The sequence below is a fragment of the Prauserella marina genome (assembly GCF_002240355.1).
In the GTDB taxonomy this organism is placed as follows: domain Bacteria; phylum Actinomycetota; class Actinomycetes; order Mycobacteriales; family Pseudonocardiaceae; genus Prauserella_A; species Prauserella_A marina.
On record NZ_CP016353.1, the window covers coordinates 4,882,250 to 4,907,874 of the forward strand.

The 25,625-nt window shown below is 68.1% G+C and carries 1 protein-coding gene (cut by a window edge); it reads right to left on the reverse strand.

Translation table 11 applies throughout. The features are described 5' to 3' along the window. Window positions 1–25,586, reverse strand: the start of a protein-coding gene (locus BAY61_RS22550; RefSeq protein WP_091807538.1) for a GntR family transcriptional regulator. Its footprint begins 56,356 nt before the window's first position; 25,586 of the gene's 81,942 nt are visible here — the first part of the coding sequence; the start codon lies at window positions 25,584–25,586; its stop codon lies beyond the left edge, outside the window. Window positions 25,587–25,625: the final 39 nt, after the last annotated feature.

Genomic DNA, 25,625 nt, shown 5'->3' on the forward strand with positions numbered 1-25,625 from the left:
GTCCTCAACACGTGGCCGATCCGCGATTCCAGTTCGGGCCTCGCGGCAGCCGCCTCGCGAAGCCGTGCGTCGAGCTCCCTCACCGACCGCTCGATCGCGTCCTCGACGGCGCCGACCGCGAGCCTGCCGTGCCTGCGATCTTCCGTCGTGTTGCCGAGGTGGTCCTCGACCGCGCGCCGGTGCCGCACTCGGAGGGCGTCGAGTTCGGTGACAGCCGAGAGCACATCGCCGACGGTGAACACCGGTTCGGCGATCCTTGGTCCGATGTGGACATTCGGGGAGCCGATGTCGATTCCGAGGAATTCGTCGCCGAAGTCGAAGAGGAAACCGCCGGAGGGCAGCAGATCCGGCCTGCGAGCCTCGGCAAGAAGCTCGCCGACGGCCTGGTACCCACGTTCAGCGAGCTCCCGGTACCTGGCGACGACATCCGACCGTTCGCTGTTCGCGGTGGCCTCGTCGGCGAGGGCGACCGACCGCATCCACGCGTCGACGGCGGTCGGCAGCACGTCACGCAGAAGCCGTGCGGCCCGGTCCAGCACCTCGGCGAAAACGGGCTCGTCCAAGGCGAGCGTGTTCAGCTCCGTCGCACGTTGCCTTGCCAGCGCGACGAGTTCCTCGGCCTTGGTACCGCGCCGGATCGTGTCGCTTCCGGCCTCCCGCGAGTAGAGCTCACCGGCGAGCGCGGACAGCGTGCGCAGGTCATTTTCGCTGTGCTCGGCCAGATAACCGGGGGCTTCCACCTTGCCGGTCCACTCGGCCCGCGCGACCCGAAGCCTCCCGGCTGAGCCGACGACGGCGCGCCAGGCGCGGTCGAGCGGAGCGGCATCCAGCCCGGCTTCCCGCAACAGCAGCGACGAGGGTGCCCGCTCCCCGAATTCCGGGGAGGCTGTCGCCGGCTGCTCGGCGAAAACCCCGAGCTGGACGACGGTGTTCTCCAGCTCCCAGGTATGCGCGGCGCCGACCTCCCAGGCAAGGCCGGCCCTTTCCCGCTTCTCCCGCGCCGCGTCCGTCCTGCCCGCTCCGCGGTCGTCGGCGGCCTCGACCATGAGCCGCACGGCTCCGTCGCTGTCGGTCAACGCGGCGAAGATGAGGTCGAGCTGGGTACCGAGCTGCTGGGTCCGGTGAGACATGGCCTCGCGCTGGTCGTGCAAATCGCGCAGCAGGGCCCGCAGTCCGGCGATGGCACGGTTGAGCGCGGAGCCGTCCGGCGCGGCCGGGCGTTCGGCGACCGTCACGCCCTCGGTCTCGGCGAACCAGGCGGTGACCTCGTCCCGCAGATCGAGCCGCGCCATGTTCAACCACTCGACGTGCTCAAGGACGTCTTCGATCATCACCTCGCGCCGAGTGCTGCTCCCCGCGACGAGAACACCCTCGTCGAAGTCGGCGGCTACCTCGGTGACGGTGCGCCGCGACGGCAGCCGTCCCTCGCCTGGTCGCCGGTCCTGCGAGTGATAGACGATCCTGGTGCCCTCGTCGGCACCGGCCAGACCCGTGACGTAGTCGCCGCCGACGGGATGGACGCCGCGCACCTCGGCCACCGTCTGGTCCGGTTCCCTGAACGCCAGCCGCGCGAAGTCGATGGGCAAGTCGTCGGCGCCGGGAAGGTCGACAAGCCAGCGGACCGCCAGCGAGGACACCGATTCGGCCGTGACCTCGTCGCCGAAGACCTCGGCGGGGGAAAGGCCGTGCGGCCGGTGATTCCCGTCCTGGCTCTGGGTTCGCTGCTCGGCGATCACCCAGTGCGCGATCTCGTGCAGCACCCGCATGACGAGGTGGGCGACCGTGACGTCCTCGCCGACCCGCAGCTCCAGTCTCGGTACCGATTCGCGTGGCTCCCAGACGAGCGCTGCCCCAGGGCCACGGCCGTCCGGTCCGGTGACGCGCACACCGTCGAGCAGCGGGCCTACCATCGGCTCGGCCTTCGCGGCGAGATCGGCAGGCAAGACCTCGCCGACTCCCCTGGTCACCAGCGCCTCGATGTAGGGCTTCAGCTCGTCCAGATCCCAAGGCTGGCGGACCTGGGTCGCCAGGCTCGCCGTCCCCGCTGCCGAGTCGGGGCTGGTCGGGCCGTCTTGCCAGATCGCCGACAGCATGACCCTGACCTTCGCGAGGCCCTGCCCCCCGCCGGACCACAGAAGCTCGTGAAGCATCGAGGCGTCGGCCGCGTACTCGGCCGCGTCGCTGACCCGCAACTCGGCGTCGACCACCGACCGAGCGAGGCCCGCGAGCCTGCTCAGCCCCGACGCGGCGCGCGCGTAATCGGCTCTCCCCTCGTCTTCCTCCGTCACGAGGTTGCCGAATCGGGTAGTAAGCCTTTCGACCTTCGAAATCCAGTCCTGAGCTTCGCGCTCCACCACCGCGCGGCGCTGATCGATATCGATGCGGTAAGTGTCAGCGGTCTGCTGGTCGCCCCCGTTGACGAGGTCATGCCAGATCTGCCACGACTCTCGCAGCGTCACCAGTTGATGAGCCAGCACATTCCAGGTGGACATGAGTCGCCCGAAGGCAGCCGACCAGAATTGGAGCGACGACGGCATGATGCCTCTCGACAGCTCGTCCACCGTTTCCGGGAACCGGAAACCGGCGTTGTCGACTCTCCTGCCGGCCAGCTCGACGATGTCCTGAGGAAGCCGGTCGGCACCGAACGCGTCTCGCAACCCGCGCGCGGTCAACCACTCGGCCAGCTCCGCGGCGGCTTCGGTTCTCGACATCGCGGATTCGGAAAGCCCACCCTGTGCCGCGAAATCCGGATAATCCACGACCTGCGAACGCACGGCCTCACGTCCCACCCGCAGCACCAGGTGCGCGACCGTGACTCCGGGGCCGAATCGCAACTCCAGACGCGGCGAATCCGCACCCTCGTCCCACACCAGCCGCGCGTCCGAACCGGCAGCCGAAGAGATCTCGCTCGCCGAACTCACCAGCGCGGGTACCAGTCGCGCCGCACCAGCCGCCAGCGCACCACCAACCGCGTCCTGCAAGGCCAGCACGGCAAGGTCGCTGACCACAGTGGACGTTTCGCGGAACTCGTCCGGCGAATGCACGTCACCATCGAGGTCGGTGCCGTCCGCCACCACCGTGACCGGCCGGTCCTCCGTGATCTGGAGCAAGTTGCCGACGGTCGACGCGACCAGACCCTCGTGGACGTCTTCCCGGTCGAACTGAGCCTCCCTTGCCCGGCGAGTGTTCGCATCGAGCAGGCGCGGATCGACCTCGGACGCGTGGCGGGCGTGAACCAATGCGTTCGCGGCTTCGTTCCACGCATTGTCGGCGAAGTCGTAATACGGCACGAGATCGCGCTCCGTGATGAGCGCATCCGCCGCGGGTGAGTTGGCGACGATACTGTCGGCGGTCTCCTCGGCGAGCACGGCATTCGAGATCAGAATCGAGAACTGATTCAGAACCCGTATCGCCCTTGCCCCCGCGTCCCCGCGTTCGGCGAGCTGTTCGGACAGTTCCTTCACACCGACATGCAGATGCTGCTTCCAGCGAACAAGTTCCTGGATGCGGATCTCGGCTCCCGAAGCCAGTTTCCTCCGCCGATCGAGGTCGCCGACGACGTCATCGGTGTCGAACTCGACCACCGTCGAAAGAAACTCGTTCAACTCGGCGCGAGTGGCACGTAGTCGAGCCGCGACGGCTCGCAGGGTCAGCACGGTGTCGGCGAGGAAATCGAAGTCGTCTCGCGCGTCATCGAACTCCGGCGCGATGCCCGCCTCGTCGCCCGGCGGTTCGACGAGCGGCGTCGCATTCGCCGCGAGCACGAGTTGCCTTACCGCGCGCTCAAGGAGAATCCGGTGCGCGGCAGTCTTTCGCTTCGCCTCAGCGAAAGCCGACCTGTCAGCGGGGGACTCCATGCCGCTCAGTCCTGCTCGGACAGTACCGACCTCGCGCACCACCTGTGCGATGTACTTTTCGAGTTCCGGCAGGGACGGACGGAGGACCGTCCACAACAGATTGATCAGATCCGCGGCGGTTGCCTCGGCGCGCTGCGACAACCGCGGAAGGGGGGTGCTGCCATCGGGCGTCGCCGCGGCGTCGATCGCGACGGCCAGCTCATCGAGCTTCGCCGTGAAGGCGACGACGTCCGCCATCTCCACCCTGGCTTCGCCTTCGACAGCCACCAGTTCGACGGTGCCGGTTTCGTCAAGCAGGTCACGCACGAGCGCACCCGAGGGGAGCCGGTGTGCGGGATCGACGGCCGGTGTCTCGACCGCCCGCGGGAGGATCGCCTCGCTCGCGGTGAAGGTCCGGCGGCTGCCGTCCTCGGCGATCAGCGCGACGTCGGGTGCCCGCCCGTCGACGAAGCCGATCCCCTCGTTTCCGAAGGTCTCCAGCCGCAACGTCCGGCCTCGCAACGGATGGCCGGTACCGCCGTAGACCGTCCCCACGTAGGACCAGGTCTGCGCGTCGAATCGGAGTTTCGCTTGCCAGCCTTCGGGCCCGTCGACGTCCAGCAGATGCCGGTCGACAAGGGTGACGGTGAGCAGCGCGTCGGTACCGTCCTCGCGGTAGGAAAGGGTCGGTCCGTCCACTCGCCACTGCGCGGCGGCCGATCCCACCGGGTCGTGCGCGGCCCGGTACAACCGGTCGAACTGGTCCCAGTTCTCCTCCGCCCGGTCACGGAAGCGCACCAGCCCCGCGATGTCCGCATCCGGATCGTGCGCGCCCGACCACAACGCGGCGGCCTCGAACTCCGCGTACAGCGCGCCCTTGAGTGCGTGCTTCATCAGGTCGACGTGCCGCGCCGCGGCGGCGAACACAGCGGCACCACCGGACGAAGGTGGTTCCGCGTCGGCGTAAGTCCGCAGGTCGGCGGCCAGCGCCTCGATGTCGCGGATGGCGTATGCGGTTTCCCAGCCCTCGGGAGCCTGCCCGCGCAAGCGCGAGGTGAGCTGCTCAAGCTGATACCGCAGGGGAACCTGGCGATGATCGATGGTGTCGACGAATTCCCGAGGAGCGTGCTGGGCCTCCAGTTCGACCACGGTGCGTCCGAGGCCGCGCAACTCCAGTCGCCGCGTGCGCATGTCGACGACGGCTTTCCTGAGTTCGACAACCGCGTCACCGATGGCACGCAGCCGGGGCGCGAACGGTTCGAGTAGCGGGGCGGCGACCGGTTCCTCGGCGGGCGGCCGAGAAGGCCGCGGGTTCAGTATTTCCGTGCCGAACTGCCGGATCGCCAGTTCCAGCTCCACACCGTAGGCGGCGGCGGTGTTCCAGTTCAGGACCATCATCCGGCGCAGGCCGATCGCCATCCTGTGAGCCTGCGACGCCGCGTTCCGCGCCGTGTCCGCGTCCTCGGGGCTCTCGGCGGCCTCGACGCGCGCATCGGCAAGAGCAGCCTGTGCCTCGGCGGCGTCGAGATGCGCAAGGTGCTCGCTCGCGCTGTCGAGGCCGATGAGCTGCGACCTCAGCATCGCCAGCATTCGCTGCGCGTAGCCGATCAGCCGCTCCGACTCCGGCTTCAGCGCGGCGGACTTTCGAAGCCAGGCATCCAGCGCCGCGAATTCCCTTTCGAAGGCATCCCTGACCTCGTGCTCGGCCCGCCGGTCGGCACGCCGGTCGTCCGGCGAAGCCGTGATCCGCCGCTCGACCACCCGCCGATGCCGGATCCGCAGGGCGTTGAGCTCGGTAACCCGCGCCAGTAGATCGCCCATCGTGAACGGGGTTCCGTCTTCCTTCAGTCCCGCGTGGACGGTCAGGAACTCGGTGGCCAGGTCGGAAGCGGCAGCGCCGGAGGGCAGCAGGTCGGGACGACGCGCCTCGCCGATCAACTCGCCGACGGCGCGCAGCGCCCGCTCGGCCCGCTCCCTGTACTCGGGGATCGAGGCGAGTTCGCCGTCGAGAATGGCCTTGTCGACACGTGCGATCGCCGCGACCCACTCCTCGATGGCCTGCGGTACCGCGTCGCCGAGCACGTTCGCGGCACGGCGGAGCTGAGCGGCGTGCTGCGGGTTGCGCCCGAGGAACGTGGTCAGGTCACGTGCGAGATCTCGCGCCGACGCCGCCAGCCTCTCGGCATCACTGCCACGTCGGACGACACCCTGCTCGGCGTCATGGCTGTAGATCTTCGCGGCGGAACCGTCCAGAACTTTGCGCTCAAGAACAAGCATCTCCGGGGGATACTGTTCCAACTGAATGTTCGCCAGGTGCCTGACACGTAGCCGCCACAGGTTCTCCACGCGCTGGCCGAACCGGGCGACCGCGGAGCCGAGATTGCCGAGATCAACCGCGAGCGCGCCGACGAGCGGGGAGGTGCCCGAGTTCTCCTCGAACTCCGGCGAGGTCGTAGCGGGATAGCGTGCGGCGAGGGCGATCCTCACGACGGTGTGCTCAAGCTCCGTGGCATGGCTGGCGGCGCGCAACCAGCGCGCTGTCGCCTGCGCGCGAAGATCGGCGGCGTACTCGGGGTTGTCGTCGGCCAGCTCGTCGACGGCGGCGACCGCGAAGTGCATCGCCCCGTCTTCGAGGCCGCGCAGTGTTTCGACGGTTTCGCCAAGCTCGGCCTTCGCCGTCACGATCAAGTAGTCGAAGCCGGTACGTCCGTACTCGACCTTGTCGTCGGCCTTGCGCCGGGCGCTGATGTCGTCGAGCAGGCGCCTCAGCTCGACGGCGGCCGTGTTCAGCGACACGTCGGATGGGACGAGCGGGCGCTCACCCTCGGCGAATTCCTCGCCGTCGACGGCGAGGAACCACCTCACGGCGGCGTCCTGGTACTCGATCCGCGCGGTGTTCACCCGCTCGACGTGCCGCAGCAAGTCGAGCACCGTCACGTCGGCGGCGGTGTCGGTGCGGTTGGCGAGCACGACATCCTCGAAGCCCGCTCCCACCTCCTCGACGGTTCGCCCCGAAGGCAACGGCTCAGCGCTCCATGGCGAGTGGCCCGAGTGGAAAGTGACCGTGGTGTCGGCGTCGGCGTCCGTCAGCCCGCTCACATAATCGCCGTCGACGGGGTTCTCGTCGCGAACCTCGTCGGAGACGTCGCCGGGGCCGCGCCTAGCCTGCTCGACGATGTCGGAAGGAAGCGCGTGCTCACCCTGCTTGTCGAGCAGCCAGTTCGCGGTCAGCCACGACATGAGCTCGGCGCGGACCTCGTGTTCGCGTGCCGTGGCGGCGTCCAGTCCCTCGGGCCGTTGCTGCCCGCCGTCGGTGATGGTCCACCAGTGCGCCGTCTCGTGCGCGATCCGCTGCACGAGGTGGGCGAGCGTGACATCCTCGCCGAGCCGGACGCGCATGCGTGGTGTCGTCTCGCCGCCGTCCCACACGATGCTCGCATCCGGGCCGGAACCGTCCAATATGGCGTCGGGGCGACGCATCGAGTCCATGAGCGAAGCCACCAGCGGCGCCGCCTCGGAAACACCGAGCACATCGTCCACAACGGACGTCACAAGGCCCTCGATCAGCCCCGACACCTCGGCGAACGCGGCCTGCGAATCGACGACGACGTTCAGGTCGGCCGTGGGACGCGCGGAGTCGGCGGGTTCGGTGTCCTGGGTGTCCTCCCCCAGCGCCGCCACACCACGCCGCCAATACTCGCGAACGCGGTCCAGCATCGACCTTCGGCCCGGCTCGGTCGTCGTGGCTTCCTCGGGAACAGAAGGTGCGCTGCCAGGCTCAGCGATGGGAGCGAGATCGTTCACCGACTGCCGCAACGCGGCCCATGCCACGAGCGAACTCGGCATGACCCGCTGCAACTCGACCGTGGCCACCGGCCCTTCCGCCGTGGCGGCGACATCGGCCTTCCAGTGCAGCACGTCGGGGCTGATGCTCACCCGCAGCGTGCCGACGCGACCGTCGGGGAAGGTGACCTGCCAGCCGTCCGCCTGCCGCGCGGCGCGCGCATCGTGCGGGATGGCCTTGTTGTGTTCCGGATCGAAGAACGCGTCGACCTGCTGGCGCACCGCCTCGGGAAGCGGAGTAGTGGTGTCTTCCGGCACCGTCTCTTCCGGCGCCGGTTCACGCGGCGCGGGCGGTCCTGCCGGTTCAGGCGGCGGTTCCGGTGGGCGCTGCTCGCCGAACGGCGGCGGATCGCCCCGCCACACCAGCGGCTGTGCGCGCAGCAAAGGCACGAAGTGATCGCCGTTGCGCAGCAGCAACAACTCTCGCGAGTCGGAGGGGCCGGTGCGGTACTCGTCGCCGAAACTGGTGCGCTGCCCCTCGCCGTCGACGACGGCGATCGGCAGTTCCAGTTCCCGCGCCGCGGCGTCGAGAACGCCCTCCGGGGTGGCGATGTCGTCGGTCGTCTGCCGGAACGTTTCCCATTCCGCGAGTTCCGTGACCTCGTCCCACGCGGCCCGGTACACGGCACGCTGCGCCGCGCCCGCGCCCGGGTAGCCCGGCAGGTACTGGGCCCTGCGGCTGCGCTGTCGCGTGTAGGCACGCTGCGCCTCGCCGACGATGTTGAGATCGCCGGACCGGAAGTACTCCGCGTCGCCTGGCGCGGGGGCACCAGCCACGTAAGCGCCGTGCGCGGGCCCGCCCCAGTAGGTGGCGACGAGCACGTCCTGCGGAGAAACGGGATCGGCGACCCACGCCGTCCGGTCCGCGCTGTCCAGAATCGCGTCCACTGTGGATTGCAGACGATCCCGTTCGCCAGGTTGCAATCCGGCGATCTCCGCCTGCAGACCGGCCGAGCGGTCGGCGAACGATCCGGCAACCCTCGCCAGCGGGTCGGCGTCGACGACCCTGCTGTTGACCGCGTTCGTGAACCACGCCGGATTCGACCTGATGTAGTCGGCCCTGCTCTCGCTCGTGTAGTGCCCGCGCACGTACAGGTCCGCCGCGATCCCGCGCAACTGGACGTACTCGGGAAGCGACGCCGTCGCCGGGGCGATACCGGCTCCGGCGAGGAGGTCGTCCACTTCGGACGCAGAGAGGCCCAGCAACCGGGCGGCGTCGGCGGTGGAGCCGGGCAGCGGCACCGCGTTCGAAGCGGCTTCGGCCCTGGCACCGGCAAGCAACCCAAAGTTGGCTTCTATCGTCGCCTGCTCACGCAGTGACGTGGCGGTCTCGCCGCCCCATTCACCCGCGATGACGACTCCCTCGCGACCGAGGCCAGCCGTCCCGTATGCCTCAGCGATCTGGTCGAGATCGACATCGTGACTGGCGAGCCGGTGGATGTCGCCCGCCGTCAGCACGCCAGCGAGCTCCCTGACCCCTTGCGCGGCACCGAGCGACCCGCCCCGCAGGGTTGGCCCTCCGGCGTGAATGAAGCCGCTCTTGTCCACAGTGGTCGGACCGGAGCGAGGCGTGTCCGCCGATGGCGTCTCAGGCGCGGAAATGACGCCGGGCTGCCGCCACTGCGCGATCCTGCGCCGCCATGCGTCGGCGGTACTGCGCAGTGCGCCCCGCCTTGGCTCGGCGGGAGATGCCGACTCGGCGCCCTTGTCGACCTCGCCGTCGTAGGTGCTCGTGGAGCGCGGCCCGCGGATCCGGTTCCACGCGCCCCGCAGCGCGATCAGCACCGGTCCGGATACGGCGACCGCGGCGCCTGCCGCGTCCACGACGGGGTCGCCGCTGGCCATCATCATGGCGACACCGATGAGCGAGGAACCGGTCACATAGGTGGCGGCGGGGATCTTGCGGCTCGATCCGCGACCCAGGTTGAGGTCCGCGTCAATGCCCACTTTGGACAGATAGCCGGTCGCGGCGGTCAACGTGGCCGCCGAAACCGCCATCAGCCAATCGCCGTTCATCGCGGAGTTGACAGTGAGCAAGGCGTTCGCCACCGTCAGCGCGGGAAACCCGAGGATGTGCTGGATCCGCCGGTAACGCGCTCGCATGCTGGCGTCGAAGCCCGCCCAGCCCGCGACGGCCATCGGCACGGTCGACGCGGCGAACAGCAGATCGACCAGCGCGTAGCTGGCCGGTACCCACATGTCCATACCACTGCCCGCGAGGATGGCCTCACCGAGGTGGCCGCCGAGGTTGACCATCCAGGTACCCGCGATGACCGTGTTGAAGATCTTGCCGACCGTTCCCGCGTGAGCGGTCAGCCGGTTCGCCGATCCGGTGTTCGCACCGACGGACCGGTTGACGTGGTCGAGCCAGCGGGAAAACTCCTTGATCGCGACCCACATCCGGTCCTGCGAACGCTGGCCCGCTTGCAGCGGCAGGTTGACGATGGCGTCGAACTCGTGGAAGAACTGCTCGGTGTAGGCGTCCACCTCGCCCTTGACCCGCTGCTCGATCTCGTTGAAAAGACCGCCGGGGTTGACGTCGTAGGGCAGCAACGTCTGCAACATCGTGGCGAACTGGCGGGCGGTCTCCGGCGACAACCGGCCACGTTCGACGAGACCTTCGGTCATCACCCTGATCCGCTGGGTGTGGATGGTCTGCATCACGCTCGCGCTGCCCCGTGACGTGAACGCGATGACGTTAGCCCACTGTGGCCACATCGCGGACAACCCGCCCAGCACCGTGAGTCCTGTCGCGACGCCCGTCGCCGTCAGCCCGGTCATGGTGAGCAATCTGGTGACGAGCCAGCCGGTTCCGGCGCGGCGCTCGAAGAACTCGCGCAGATCGGACAGCCCCTCGATCGAGGCGAGTTGCTCGCGTTCGACGGAGTCCACGTTGCCGATCAACTCGGTCAACAGCGCCTGGCGCTCGTCATCGGGCAGCGTGTCCAGCGCCTCCCGCGCGCTGATACCGGCGCGTATGGCGGCCAGCGTGGTCGGTGTGTCGATGAGGTTGCCGGTGTCCTGCACCGGAGTCGGCGCATGGCGATTCCGCCACCGAGCCGTGAGCTCGTCGACCCTGCGGCGGAACTCGTTGACGGCGTCCCGTGCGGCCTGCCCGATGGCATACCGGTAGAGCGGCAGCGTGTTGACGCCGTTCAGCGCGCGGGAGTCGACGGCGTTGTGCACCCGCAAGCCTTCCAAGAGCTGCGGGTTGTTGCTCCAGTCCCCAGGGCCGGAAGCGGTGCTGGTCGCGGTCCGGCCGTGCTCACGCTGCTCGGCTACCCAGTCGAGCAGTTTCTCCCTGCGCCAGGACACCAGTCCGGCCAGCGCTTCGTCCCACGCTCCGGAGGTGATCTCGTCGAACGCGTACTGCTCGCCTCGTTCCTTCGCGTTCGCCCTCAGCCGCACGACGTTCTGGCGCAGCAGTTTCCGGATGGCCTCGTCGCCACCAGGGCGCTTTTCGATCTCCTTGAAGATCGGCAACATGTCCACGACGTGCCGCAACGCGTGCCCGCTCGGCTGCGGATTGACCGCGTCGGTACCGAACATCAGCCGGTCGGGATAGTCCAGCACGAACTGGATGAACGTCTCCCGCACCGAAGGGTCGGCGTTGAGGTGCTGCTCGATGACGTTCCACGACACGTCAAGTGAAATCGTCGTCGTGTCGAGCACCCGGCGAAGCCATTCGAAGTGCTCGACCGTCAACTCGGTCCAGTTGCCGACCCCGAGGTGCGCCCAGACGATGTTGGCGTTCGCGTACTCGGGCTGCTGCAACAACGCCAGTACCGGCTGGAGATTACGCTCGTCGGGAGCGCCCAGTTTGAAAAGGCCGTTCGGCTGCAATCTGGCCAGGCCCATGTCGTTGTGCAGCAACAGGATCTGACCGGTCTCGACGATGGTGTCGAGCATGTCGAGCAGATTCGGGTTGTACTTCGGCGGTTCTACTTCGGATAGTGTCCGCGACATGGCGGATCGGCCGGCTCGAACCAGCGCCTCACGCAACGCGCCGACGTTGCCGATGAGCGCGTCGTAGAAGTCCAGTTCGGACAGCGAACTGGGACGCCGGTCGCGCGGGAAAAGCTGCCGCAGCTCAGCGGGAAGACCGGAGTAGCCGAGCTTTCCGTCCACGAGGTCCTGCTTGATCTGGGAAGCGGCTCCCATGAGACGTTCGACGTGGTTCAACCAGTCCGAGTTGAGCACCTGCGCCGCTTGCGGGCCAAGCTGCTCCGCGACACCTTCCTTGGCGAAGGTGGTCTCCGCGATGAAGTAACCGTTGTGCGGATGCAGGATCTTCATGAGCCGCAGGTAGCCACCGACCCCCGGCCGGTAGAACTCGGTACCGGAAATACCGGGTACGAGACGCCACTTGAGGTTTTCCGGCAGCGCGTCGGCAGCGTCGAAGTAGCGGGCGTCGGTGAACTTGCCCTTCATCACCAGCGGGCGCCTGCCGAAGGTGATCTCCCTTACGGCGTTGAGCCAGCCGTAGTAGAACGCCTTGCCGCCTGCCTTGCCGCGCTGTCCGATGGGCGAGTCGAACTCGACCGTGAGCATGCCCATCTCACGTTGCCACGCGGGCATCTTGGCGAGGTTGACGTAGCGGTTGTCCGAATAGTCCGTGGGGTGATTGTGAATGTTGTGGTACAGCGGCAACACGATGGGCTCGACGAGATACGCCGCGACCCTCGCGCTGACACCTCTGCTGACCAGCGCCTGTTCCAGCTCTTCTTCCGGGACGATCAATTCCGAGAACGGCGACGGCGTCCGCTGATTCCCCTTCAGCGTCGTGACCAGCCTGCCGGCCCAGTCACCGATGTCGAGGACCTTGTCCACAATGGGCAGGAAGTCCTGGTCCTGCTCCGGTTTGCGGGTGACCTTCGCGACCGCGTCCATGGAAAGGCCGGTGATGCCCGAGATCTCCCTGTTGGTGACACCGGCCTTCGTCGCACGCTCGATGTGTCGCCACAGGCCGTTGACATAGGCAATCTGGGCTTGGTCGCGCAGCTCCTCGGCGGCGCGGACCTGCGTGATGCTGTCTTCCAGTTCGGTGCGGGCCGCGACGGCGACGTCGACGTGCGTGTCAAGCTCTTCCGTGGGTTTTCCCGCCTGGCCGCCGTTCACCATGGAGTGGTATCCGGCGAACAACGCGGAGGTGACGACGAACCCACCCGGGTTGTCCTCGTGATGGACCGCCTGACCCATTTGCGCAAGGAGCCGGGTCTTGGAACGACTCAGTTCGGAACGCGCGTTCTCCAGCCGTTCCAACGCCTTCCGGTAGGCGGACTCGGCGAACCTTCTGGCGGGTTCGGATTCGCGGACGGCGTCGGCGAGGTCACGGCGTACACCCAACGGCGACCACACGGTGCGCAGATCGGGGGGAAGCCACGCGATTCCGGCGGGTTGGTTCGCGCTGGTGTCCTCGACGGCGACGCCATGCAGATCGGCGACCGCATCGGCCACTCGCTCGGCGCCCAACTGGGCGGGCAGACCCGCCTCCTCGGCCGCGATCCGGGCGGCTTCGATCTCGCGCAGCGCCGCATCCCGCGCGGCGATCCAGTCACGCTGCGCGCTCACCAGGTTGATGCTCGCCTTGCCAAAACCCTCGACGAGGCTTTCGGTGTGGGCCGCGACGGAACCCAGCAGTTCCGCCGCACCCATTTCGTTGATCTCGGGAGCGAGCGCGGGCGGTGGCTCCGCCTTCACACTGTCGTCGATCACCACGCCGAGCACTTCTTCCGGGCTGGCGGGAGACATCGTCGCCACCATCGTCAGCACCCACGGGTCGTCGGCGCCGGTACCGGTGAGCGTGCCGAGCTGCTGTGCCACCCACTTCGTGTAGGGAATCTGCCCTTGGGTGCGCTCGATGGTCTCCGCGTGCTTCTCCTGCGCCGCCGCATAAGCGTCACGAGCGGTCTGCGCGTTGCCGACGGCCTGCCTCGCGGTCGCTTCCAGCGCACCGCCTTCACGCTGATACAACTCGGGAAGCCCGCCGCCCCACGGGGTTTCCATGCCCGGAATGACCTCGGCGTGCTCGACCCGCGCGTCGTCGGCACCGATATCGGCCAGCCGCCGCGTGTACGGTCCGTCGACCGGGTACGCCTCGCGAATGGACTCGACGAGGGCGATCTCGTCCTCGTCAACCCTCGGTTCGCCGACGTAGCCGCGCAGCCAATCATCCAAAAGCGACTCGACCAGTGCCGCGCCGACCTCACGCTGCTGTACGCCCAATGCGCGGTCTTCCGCCGACTCGTCCTTCGGCCACGTCTGCGCCGTGTGCAACAACTCGTGCACAACCCTGCGAGTCAATTCGGCGATGGAAACCGGGCCGTCGAGCGGAACCTCCAACGTCCGGTTACCGTCGGCATCGGTGATGAGCCTCGCCCGCGGCGACACCTCGTCCGGCTTGACCATGACGAACCTCAGGCTTGACAGGAGTTCATCGGCCTCCCGGACCGCCCATGCCGGATCACCGCCGAATACGTCGTCGGCCGCGTCCCGCAGCAGGTCCATCACGACCTGTCCTGCCCAGTGCTCATCACCCGGCTCAAGAGCGATGGTGCCCAATGCGGCAGCACGCCTGCGCTGCTGCTCATCAGTGTCCCCGGAACGCAGCGCCGCCCAATTCCGATGCGCGTGCCGAGCCCGCTCGGCCAACTCCGCGGTACTCGCTTCCCTGACCGCGGGAAGGGAATGCCCCGGCACACCGGAGTCCTGGTACCACAGCACCGCGATATCCCGGATATCGGCGCCGTCCATGAAGAGAATCTCGATGGATGTCGAGGGCGCGAGATACATCTCGGAAGGCCCGACGAGTATCGTCCCGTACTCGGGGTGTTCCGCCCAGTACCCGGATCCGGGCTCGTCGGACACCGGACGCAGCGACAGATCGAGGTCGTAGCGCGTGCCCTGTTCCCCCACGACGAAGCCACGGATGGAACGCATCCGCCCGTCGGGTGCGGTCACGGCGACTGTTCCCGCGGACTCCGAGTGATACAGCCATTCCGCGCGGTCCAACGAGGCCAATTCCGCTGGCTGCCAGCGAGTCGACGTATACAGGTTCATGATCGAGGACAACAGCGGAACCGCGACCGCGGAAGGCAGGCCGTTGACGATCGGCCCGGCCAGCGCCCGGAAGCTCGCGCTCGCCTCCGGCGAGCCGCTGTCCTGACCGTACGCGGAAAGGTGGTACCCGATCGCTTGCGCCCGCTGTCCTTCCGGCACATCGACGCCGCGCGCGACGGCATCGACGATGCCTGTGCTCAACGCGACCCGCTGACGCCAAACCCCGAGATCCAGCGAACCGTCATAGACCCGGAACTCGACGTGATCATTCTCGTCCCCGAGGACCCCTTTGAAACCGAGTGCTTCGTGATTGGTACGCCGATCGTAGAGGTCCTCCGCATCGAGGTAGCCCTCAACGGGGAAGGCACCCGGAGTCGCGTATCGCGGGCCCCGGTGCTCGCCACGCACCGGGTCGCTCGCCATCCGGAACAGCACGTCGCGGTGCGCGTCGAAGAAACGGCCGAGATCGTTGTAGCGGTCGAAGCTGCCCGCGAAGTCGCCGGTCCCGACGTGGATATGCCCACCCGTCCGCGCACTCACTGTCGCACCGTGTCTGCGCAGGATGTCCAGTACCCGCTCCACGTCCCGCCACGTCTGCGGGCTGTCGAAGAGAATCGGAGACACGATCTCACCCGCGACCGTGGCATCGCGGACGACGGTCCACGCGTTCCGTTCGGTCGAGTATTCTCCTTGGCGGCTAAGCCGGTCCTGCTGGCTCAACCCCGCGCCGTGAAGCTCTGCCGCGATCAGGTCAAGCTTGCTTCTGCGGCCGTCGCGAGCGAGGGGTTGCTCGAAATCGAACTCGATCTCAAGACCAAAAGCCCGGGTACTCGCCCTCGGCAGCCACAAGTCGGTTGGCTCCGCGAGAGACGGCACCGTGCGGAACGGACGCTGTCCAACGACGTTCTCGTACACCCGGCGGAACACTTCATACGGCAGAGTTCCACTCTGCGGAGTCTCCTCCCCGGAACGGAACTCGGCGTGCTCGACCCGCTCGTCCTCGGCACCGGTATCGGCCAGCCGCCGCGTGTACGGTCCGTCGACCGGGTACGCCTCGCGAATGGACTCGACGAGGGCGATTTCGTCCTCGTCGACCCTCGACTCGCCGACATAGCGGCGCAACCAATCGTCCAAAAGCGACTCGACCAGCGCGGCACCGATCTCCCGCTGCTGCACGCCCAGCGCGCGGTCCTCCGCAGACTCGTCCTTCGGCCACGTCTGCGCGGTGTGCAACAACTCGTGCACGACCCTGCGGGTCAGTTCGGCGATGGAAATGGGACCTTCGAGTGGGATCTCCAGTGTCTGATTGCCGTCAGCACCAGTGATGAGCCTCGCCCGCGGCTGCGCCTCGTCCGCCCTGACACTAGTGAACCGCATCCCGACGAGGAGTTCCTCGGCCTGCCGGACCGCCCAGCCCGGGTCACCGCCGAACACGTCGTCGGCAGCTTCCCTGAGCAGATCCAGGACGGCTCGCCCTGCCCAATCCTCGTCACCTGGTTCGAGAGCGACCGTGCCAAATGCCCGCGCTCGCCTGGCGTTCCGCTCGTCGGGGTCGCCGGCACGTCCCTCTTTCCACCGCCGGTGGGCTAGCTCAGCCTCCCCTTGCAGTTCCGAGTCGGTGGCTTCGCGAACCGATGGCAGCGGCCTACCGGGTACGGCCGAGTTCTGATACCACAGCCGGGCGACGTCCTGGATATGACTGCCCACCATGAAGATGATTTCGATCGAACTCGGCGGGGTCGTGTATGGATCGGATAGTCCGATGAGGACAGTCCCGTATTGTGGATGCTCGGCTTTGAACGTTGAACCGGTGTCGTCGTCCCGGTCCGGTACCAGCGAGAGATCGAGTTCGTACCGTTGGCCCGCGGCACCAAGCGCGACCCCGCGAACGGAGCGAGGCTTCCCCTCCGGGGCCGTCACGGCGAGCGTGCCCCCCGCTTGAGAATGGTAAAGCCATTCGGAACGCTCGGACGAAGCGAGTTCGGCGGGCTGCGGACGCGTGGTCGCATACAGACCGATGACGGAGGACAGCAACGGGATCGCGACCGCAGGCCGGACGCCATCGACCATGGCCCCGAGCATCGACCGGAATCCCGCGGTCGCTTCCGGTGACCGGCTGTCCTGACCGAACGTGGAAAGGTGGTGTCCGATCGGCTGTGGCTGCGCCGGCGACGCGACAGCCCCAGCGGCCACGGCATCTACTATCCCGGTGCTCAGCGCGACTCGTGCACGCCAAGTGCGGAGATCAAGTGAGCCATCGAAAGCCCGAAACTCGATGTGGTCGCGCTTGTTACCAACGATGCCGTTGACGCCGAGCATTTCGCGGTTGGTTCGCCGGTCGAACATGTCGCCCGGGTTGCGGTATCCCTCAGCGGGAAACGTGCCCGGGGTGGCATACCTGGTGCCTCGATGCTCACCACGCACAGGGTCAGTGCTCAGCCGGATCAACTCGTCCCGGTGGGCATCCACGAAGCGGCCAAGTTCGTTGTAGAGATCGAACCGGCCCACGAAGTCGCCAGTCCCGACATGGATGTGTCCCCCGACCCTCGGACTCACCGTCGCACCGTGTGCCCGAAGAATCTCCAGCACGGTAGCAACGTCGCGCCACGTCTGCGGGTTATCGAAGAGGATCGGGGATACGACCTCGCCGGCCACAGTCTCGTCGTAGGTGAGGGCCCAATTGTCCCTATCGGTGGAGTACCCGTACTCGTCGACCCCGCCGAGCCGACTGTGTTTGCTCAGCCTCTCGGTATGCAGCTGCGCGGCGATCAGCTCCAGCGTGGAACGCCAGTTGCTCGGATCACCAGGAAGCTCGAACTCGAGTTCAAGGCCGAAAGGCCGAGTACTGCCCGTAGGCCGCCACGGATCGGTGGGGTCCTCCTGCGGCAGGATCGCGCCGAGCCGTCCGGCAAGAAAGGCATTGTCGTGCAACGAGCGGAATATCTCGTACGGCAGGGTTCCCGGCTTCTCCGGGGTCACGGCTGGTGGCCCGTTGAAGACATACCCCCTGCCCGATTCCGGCCGCGAGACGACACCCTCACCAACGAGGATCGTCATCGCGGCGCGAACGACATCGGCGGAGACACCGATTTCTCGCTGGATCTCCGACATGTTCAGCCGCTGGCCGATGTCCAGGTTCCCGGCCTCATGAAGGTCGGCGTACAGATCCTTCAGTTCACCGGCGACCCGTTCGGCCAGTGGCAGCTTCTGAAGCCGCCTCACGGAAGCGGTCAGCTCGCCGAACGGGCGTGAGCTGCCGCTCGATCGCGCTCCCCAGTCGCCGCCGGTCGCGTAGACCGTGTTGTCGACCTTGGTCCACTGCCGCACCACCGACCGGCCGGTTCCGCTTTCGTCCAGCTCTGGCAGGCGCGCCGAACGCCCGCCCACGTCACCGGGGGTCCAGTCCGGCCGACCGCGCGCGACATGCCACTTGTTCGCGGAGAACTCGACAAGCCCTTCAGCTTCGAGTAGCCGCAAGCCCGACCGGACGCCGTCGCGCGTCGTGCCGATCTCGGAGTGGAGCCTGGAGATGACCAATTGTTCACCGGGCTGCCAGTGACCGTCGCGGATCAGCTCCCGCAGATGGTCCGCGACGCGTTCGCCCAACGGCGGCCGTTGCCAGTTCGGGCTCAAGTAGTCGGGGCGGCCACCGGTGTCCCCTCCACGAGCCGGTCGCGCACCCCAGTCACCGCCAGTGGCGTGGACGGTGTTGTCGACCTTGGTCCACCCTCGCACCACGGACCGGCCGGTTCCGCCTTCGAGGTCCGGCAATCGGCCGGATCGCCCACCCCCGCTCATGTCGTCGGCCAGCCAGCCGGACCTCGGCTTCAGAACCCGAGGTGCTTCGAGCGCCGCGACCACCTGCTGCCGGATCTGTTCGGGCGCGGTCGCGTCAGTGGTCAGCCGCGTCGGGCTCAGGGTGATCTCGGTCGGTGTGGTCTGCCTCCACTGCCCGCCGTCGTACCGGTACTCGCCGGGTGTGATGTCGACCGTTCCGTCGCGGCTGTCGACGAGCCCTTCGGTGACCGGCCGGAACCGGAACCGGACCGCTTCTGTACTGCCGTCGCCGCGGTGCAACAGGGCGGTTCCGGTGTCGGCACCGGAGACTGCGACGACGTCCGAGATTCCCTCGCGTACGACGCCTGACACCGCCATGTTCACGAACTCGGCGTCGGAGGTTCGCAGGCTCATCACCGAAGCCGGTGATGCGTTCCTGGGCCGCCCAGCCCAATGCTCGAAGACCGCGACGCTGCGGGTCTGGTACCTGCGGACCTGCCCCTGCCGCGCGGTTCCCTCGCTCTCACTCCTGCCGTCAGACACCACCGGGTCACGGCCGTGGGTCAGAGGACGCTGTGCGGCCATGGCGTGTGCCTGGCTGCGGGCGTGAGCCAGCTCAGCGGCGACGTGAGCATTGGTGGCCGCGGCAGTCCCTGCGGCGTGCGGTGGCAAGACGTAGGTGAACGGAGCCGACTGCTGCCAGCCGGTCCCGGTGAGTATGAAGGTCCCGGGACGGACACTCGACGTCGCCGCGTCCGCGTCGATGACGTACTGGACGGCGATCCTCGTGCCATCGCCGAACACCTCGACGGCCATCGTCTGGTCGGTACCCATGACGCCGATGACCTCGTCCGATCGCGCACCGTCCTCAGCGGACCGTTCAGCCCGCAGATCGGCCTCGATGGCGTCCCGCACGGCTTCCGCTTGGACTGTCGTCGCCTCGGCCGTCGCCTCCGGCGGCCTGGTGTAGGGGGCGGGCTGCCACGTCCGCACCTGCTCGATGCCCAGCTCACCGTCGGGCTTCATGACCGGCCGCACGGACTCGACGTCACCACCGTGATGCAGCAACCCGAGCCGCCGCGCGATGGCCGTCCCGTCCGCGAAGTCTCCCCGAGGCGGCAGGGGCGCGGTACTCGCCACGTGTTCCTGAATCGTGATCGGCCCCCGGGGCGCGGCATCGCCGCTTCCCGCCTTCTGCCACCAGTTCTGCGCGGGACGCGCGTGGAGGTCGGAGAGCGTGCCGTCCTCGGCGACCTTCATGCCGACCGAGGCCCGTTGCCCGTCCTCACCCCTGAGGGTGCCTTCGATGCGCCAGCTCGGTAGTTCGGCGGTACCGACCTCCCACATGCTGCTCGCCGAAGGCGATTGGGCGACACCCCGTGCGAGACCGATCACCGCCTCGACGGTCTGCTCGGGCGTGAGCCCGAGCCGCTCGGACAAGGACCTGATCGCCTTGCTCTCCGCCATGGCCTCGGGCGCGACGATGGTCTCGCCCGTCGGGGGTACCGGCCGGGTCGGTGCGGGCTTGCTTTCGGGCGCGGCAGGGGCGTCGGCCGGTTCACGGGGCAGCCGCTCAAGAGAGACGCCCACATTGTCGTACGCGACGTGCTGCGGAAGCGGCACGAACCGGGTGCCGCCCTCCCACGGAACGTGGATGCCCCTCGTCTTGACTGAGTACTCACGTCCGTCAGGGCCCCGCCGAAGTGCTTGCCCGTCCCGCGCGAACGACGGCGAATTGTCCTTCTGCTCCCAGTAGGCGGTCCGGGAGATGTTGCCGGTGAGCCGTTTGGTGACGATCTCGCCCCGCTCGTTTCCGACTTCCTGGAGGACCTTGTAGCCTCCGCCGAATCGGCGGCGGTATTGCACCGTGATCTGGCCGGACTCGGTGACCCCCGGCACCATCAGCCGCCGGGTGGTTGTGCCGTCCGCGTTGGTGGTGACCTCGTAGAGGTCCCACTTGCCGTCCCCCTTCTCGGTCCACACCACGGACTTCTCGGGCGGAGGAGGAGGTGGCGGAGACTGCGGGACCGGCGGTTCCTCGCTCACCCTGGGCGGCCGGGTGAAGGTGTCGCCCGGCGGCTTCCTCAGCCGGAAGTCGTTGATCGTCGCCGATTCCCGCTCCGGCCGGGACGTACCGGTGTCGGCATCGGACCGTGGCGGACTGTGCACCCCACCGGTCTCCGGCGTGCGCAACAACTCGATCCGGATGGAACCCATGTCCGACGGCCGGGGCACCGCACCGAACACCTCGGCTTCGACCTTCGCCTTGCCCTGCAACCAGTCGGGGCTCGTGCTGTGCAGCGCCTGTGTGTGGGCCAGGCTCGCCCTCGCCGACGTCGCCTGCGGGGTTTCGAAGACGATGAGCAGCTCGGCACCGCCGGGCTGGCGCACCTGGACGAAGGCGCCGGGCTGTCCGCGTTGCCAGCCGTCGGCCATGCCCAGAACGGTGTGATCGGCGGCGACCAGTTTGCGCAACACCGTCATCACGTTGCGGCCGAACCGCTCCGCGGGAACTGTCACCGGAAGGACCGGGGTTTCCGCGGCCCGGTTTCCTGTCGTGGCTCCATCGGTAAGCGTGTTGGACACCGTGCTTCGAGGGAAGTCCGAAGCGGACAGTGCCGAGACGGAAGGAGGAAAGACCTTGCTCAGTTGCCGCGAAGCGGAAGCGGGGAGAACTTTGGCCATCGGATCGGCGGCCGACGCGCGGACCACATCGACCGTCGCCCGCATCGACGGGCTTGCCGCGTGTGTCGCCGCCGGGTTCGCCAGCGGTCCCATGCCCTTGGTGTCGGAGACGATCGTACCGAGCGCGTCCCGCCACAACTGCCGGGTGGCCGCGGGTGAGGTGCCATGTCCGATCTCGACCTTCATCGGCTCCAGTTGCCGGGTGACACCGTCGATGACCGCGAGCCGGGGCCTCGACACCCTGGCCGTCCCCGGATTGAGCTCACCGGTGGTGGTCGTCCGCACGGTCACCACCGACGACGACGTGTGCACGTTGACGATTCCGGCGTCGGTGGTCCTCGTCAGCGCGGGTATCCCCGCCGGCCCGAACGCCGTCATCGACGGCGGCACGGGGTGCCCTGCCCACTCGACGTCCAGCGCGTCCCTGACTGCCTTGTCGGCAGCAGCGTCACCGGGCGATCTCGGATCGAAGTGAGCGCTACCGGTATCGGATGACCTGGCGCCGTCGACGTGGAGGAGCCGCGACCTGCCTTCGCCCTCCGACCACACCCAGGTCGCATCCGGGTTGTAAGCGGGGGGAACGTATCCGTCGCGTGCCCTCGGCCCAGCAGGAACACTATCGGACAATGTGGACAGTGCCGACTCGATCAGAGTGACCTGCTGTTCCCGCAGACCGCTTCCCTGGCCGTACTCCCGGGGCAGGACGATGCTGTGGTTGCCGTCCTGGCGGACGATTCCGTGCTGAAATCGGGTTTCCGACTGTTCGATGCGGACCGATCCCGCCGAAACATCGGAACTCGTGGAGGTCGTGAACGCCAGCGCCGAGCCGTCGGGACGGACAAGCAGGTGGGTTCCCGAATCTCCGGCCACGATGTCCTGACGAACGGTTCCGAGCTGCTGAACCGCCTGCTCGGCCTCTGCCTCGGCCCAGCGGTTCAGGGTCGCGTTCTCGGCATCGCCGACCTGGGTCACCCTGCTGGACGCGGCCCAGCGGTCGCCCTGGGTGGCCGAATCCGGCGCCATCGTCCTGCCGACCTCGGTGGCCGGAACCGGATCGACGAGCCCGCCGCCCTCACCGGCCCGGTATTGACGCAAGGCACCTTCGATCTCGGCGCGGACGGCGTCGGTCTGCATCTTGAAGAAGTCCGGTATTCCGGCTTCGGGTCGCCCGAGCTGGAACAGCAGCGGCCTGCCAGAGCGCCCCGTACTGGCAAAGGCGTCGGCAGGCCACCGGGTCTCCGGCGAGATCGCGATCGTGACCGGGCTTTTCTGCACCCTGAGCCCGCCCACGTTCTCGAACTCGGCCCCGGTTACGCGCACGTCGCCCGCCTGGAGACCACGATCGAGCTCGATCTCGCCCCACAGTCGCGATCCGTCACCGAAAAGGAACGTCTGGTACGTGCGGTGCTCAACCCACGGTGTGCTACCGGACTCGTCGGTCACCACGACCTCACGCTTGACGAGATCACCGGTGGCTCCGACGAGATCGCCGGGGACTCCGTTGAGAAGCCGTGGCATGGGCAGCCGCATCTGCTTCAGCAGATCCTTGACGACGATCGTCGCCGATGCCTGCACCGAAGGCAGCGTGTCCACGGTGACCGGCCCACCGGCGTCAACGCCCGGCGTCGCGTCCGTGGTCGCCGAGTCGCCGTCCGTGCTGGTTCCGGTGTCCTCCGTCGCGGTATCGGGGCGGGTCGCGTCCGGCTCAGCGCGCGGAGCGCCCTGTGGTGCGCTCTCCAGCGTGCGCAGGCGCTCGTAGGCGGCCGACAGCTCGGCCCGCGCCCTGTCGAGTTCGGCTTGGGCCCGCTGGACATCCGCCTCCCGCAGGCTCAGCCGGGCCTCGGCGAGGTTGCGGTCGAGCGGCCGCGGCGATTCGAGTTCCGCCAGCCGCCGCGCTTCCACGGCAATCTTGTCCCGCTCCACGACGGCGGCGTCGAAGGTCTCCTTCGCCCCCCGCGCCCGTTCGGCCGCTCTGCCGAGGTCCTCCTGAGCTCGCGAGTGCTCAGAGCCGGTCGACTGCTCGGTACCCGTCGAGTCCACCCGCGAACTCTCGACGCGCTGTTGTGCGTCGACGACTCCCGCTTCGGCGTTGTTCAGCTCCGTCATCGCCTTGTCGACCCTGGCCTCGTGTGTGGTCAGCCAGGCTTCGGCTTTCGTCCGCTCCAGCGGTTGCGGCTCTTCCAGCCCGCGTAGCCGTTCGGCTTCCCTCGCCACGGCGTCCCGCTCGGCGACCGCCGCGTCGAACTCGCTCCGCGCCCGCTGCGCGCGGTCGGCCGCATTGCTGAGCTCTTCCCTTGCCTGCGGGGTTTCCGGGCCGTCCACTCGCGACGGTGCGGCATCGCCGGTGCTCTGCTGCTGTTCCGGTGCCCTGCTCTCGGGCGTGCTCTCCCGCTGGGAACCGCCGTCGGCGACGTCGCTGTCACGCGACCCGGTCTCCCTCGGCTCGGGTGACGGCTGCGGCTGGCGCGGCTGCTGGGATTGCTGGTCGGCCGCTGCCGGTTCGTCGCCACCACGCGAGGGGGCCGCGTTCTCGGCGCGCGCGTTCTCCACGACCGAACCCTGTGGGCTCTCCGGCGACGTTGGCCCGCCGCTCTCGGCTGTGGCGACCTGCCCCGCCGGGCGTTCCGGTGCTTGCGGGGGCGACGCGGAAGACTGCGGGGCGGTCGTCCCCTGGGAACCGCTTGTCCCCGAACTCGCGGTCTGCGAGGGGGCGCTCGCCGTGGGACTCGCCGCCTGCGCTCCCGCCGGTGCGGGTGCGGCCGCTCTCGCGCCGGAGAGATCGGAGATCAAGCCGGGCCGGTTGAGGACGGTCGTACCGCCCACCCTGATTCCGTTCGGCGCCTTGATGTCGGCGCTGAAATTCCGGATGCCGGAGCCGAACGCCGACGCGGGGGTGGTGATCTGGGGTATGCCCTGGAAACCGATCGTGGCTTCCAGGAATCCGTTCGCGGCCCCCTGAAGCCAGCCGGGCTGGTCTCCGCCTGGAGTGCGACGGCTGGCGTCCGGCACGGCGGGAGTGACCTCGCCGACCGGGTTGATCTTGTGGAACCTGGACAGCTCCGGATCCGCCGCCGCCTGGGCCGCGAAATGGGCCGCCATGGCGTTGCCGAGCGGCTGGGCCAGCGCGCCGCCCGCCGCCCCTGCCGTGGTGAACTTGATGATCGAGCCGTTGAAGTACCTGGTTATCGGCACGCTGTTGGCGAAAGGAAGGAAAGCACTGGTGACGGCCGTCGAGGCCATGGTGGTCAGCAACGAGCCAGGTGCGGGCTTCCAGGCGCCCTCCTCGAACCCCATCGCCGCAAGCTGGTTTTGGGTCTGCGCGGTCGCGACGGTGTGCATGGCACCGGCCAAGCCCGCGCTGAAACCTGCGTAACCGGCTACCGCCATGCCGAGTTCCCGCAGCGCGGAAACCTGGTGCATCGCTGCCGTCTGCACGAAGGGACGTGCCGCCGGCGCGACCCTGGCGAGGTTGCGCGCGGAAGGGTTCACGAGCGCCCTGCGCACGGCGGGCGACATGAGCTGTGCCGCGAGCCGCGACGTCGCGCCGTTGCGGACCGCCTGCGACACGAGTTGCAACTGCCCGCGCATGGCCCATGACGAGCGGGCGATGTAGGTCGGGGTGAACGACCTTCCGGCTTCCCTCGCGAATTGCCACGAAGCCGTCCCCGCGGTGCGAAGCCCTGACGCGGCGCCCGCGCTGATGGTCCTCATCCCGGACCGCGCACCGGCCGCCGCGCCGCTCCAGGTCAGCGAGAACGTGTAGCGCTTGATGTTCGACGCCGTCATCGCCTTGATCGCCGAAGCGATCGCGCCCAGCGCCGCCCGCAACAACGCTGGGAAGGCAGCCACCCTGCCGAGCGCGGCGACGAGGCTGGAACCGGCCGTGAACAGGGCAGCGCCGAGGTAAAAGGAAACTTCGATCCACAGTGCGACGTTCATCGTCGCGTACATGTTGATCGCGTTGACCAGCTCACCGATGAGGTAAGCCTGCTGCATGACGATCTCGCCCTTGACCCTGGCGATGTCAAGGAAAGCCTGGGCGACCTTCGACGCTTCCAACGCGAAGATCGTCGGCGCGCCATCACCGATCCAGACCACCTGGATGCCTTGAGCCAGCGCGGCGACCTCTTTCGCCCGCTCACCGAGCGCCCTTACGGTCGCGAGTTCGTACTCGTAGGCCCTGAGAAGGCCGTCGAGCGAGGTCTTGGGCCGTTCGCCGATGATCGCCGCGACAACCGTCGAGACAAGCTTCGACTCGTCGATGACCTTGGCACCCGTCATCCGCGCGAACGGGTTCCAGGAATTCACGATCCATTCGTCGGCGGCGGTCGCGAATTGCTGGATCTGCGCGTCGTATCCCTCGAAAAAGCTGTCGTACGAACTCACCGCGCGGTTCCGGTGCCGTTGTGCCGTACTCGGTCAGTG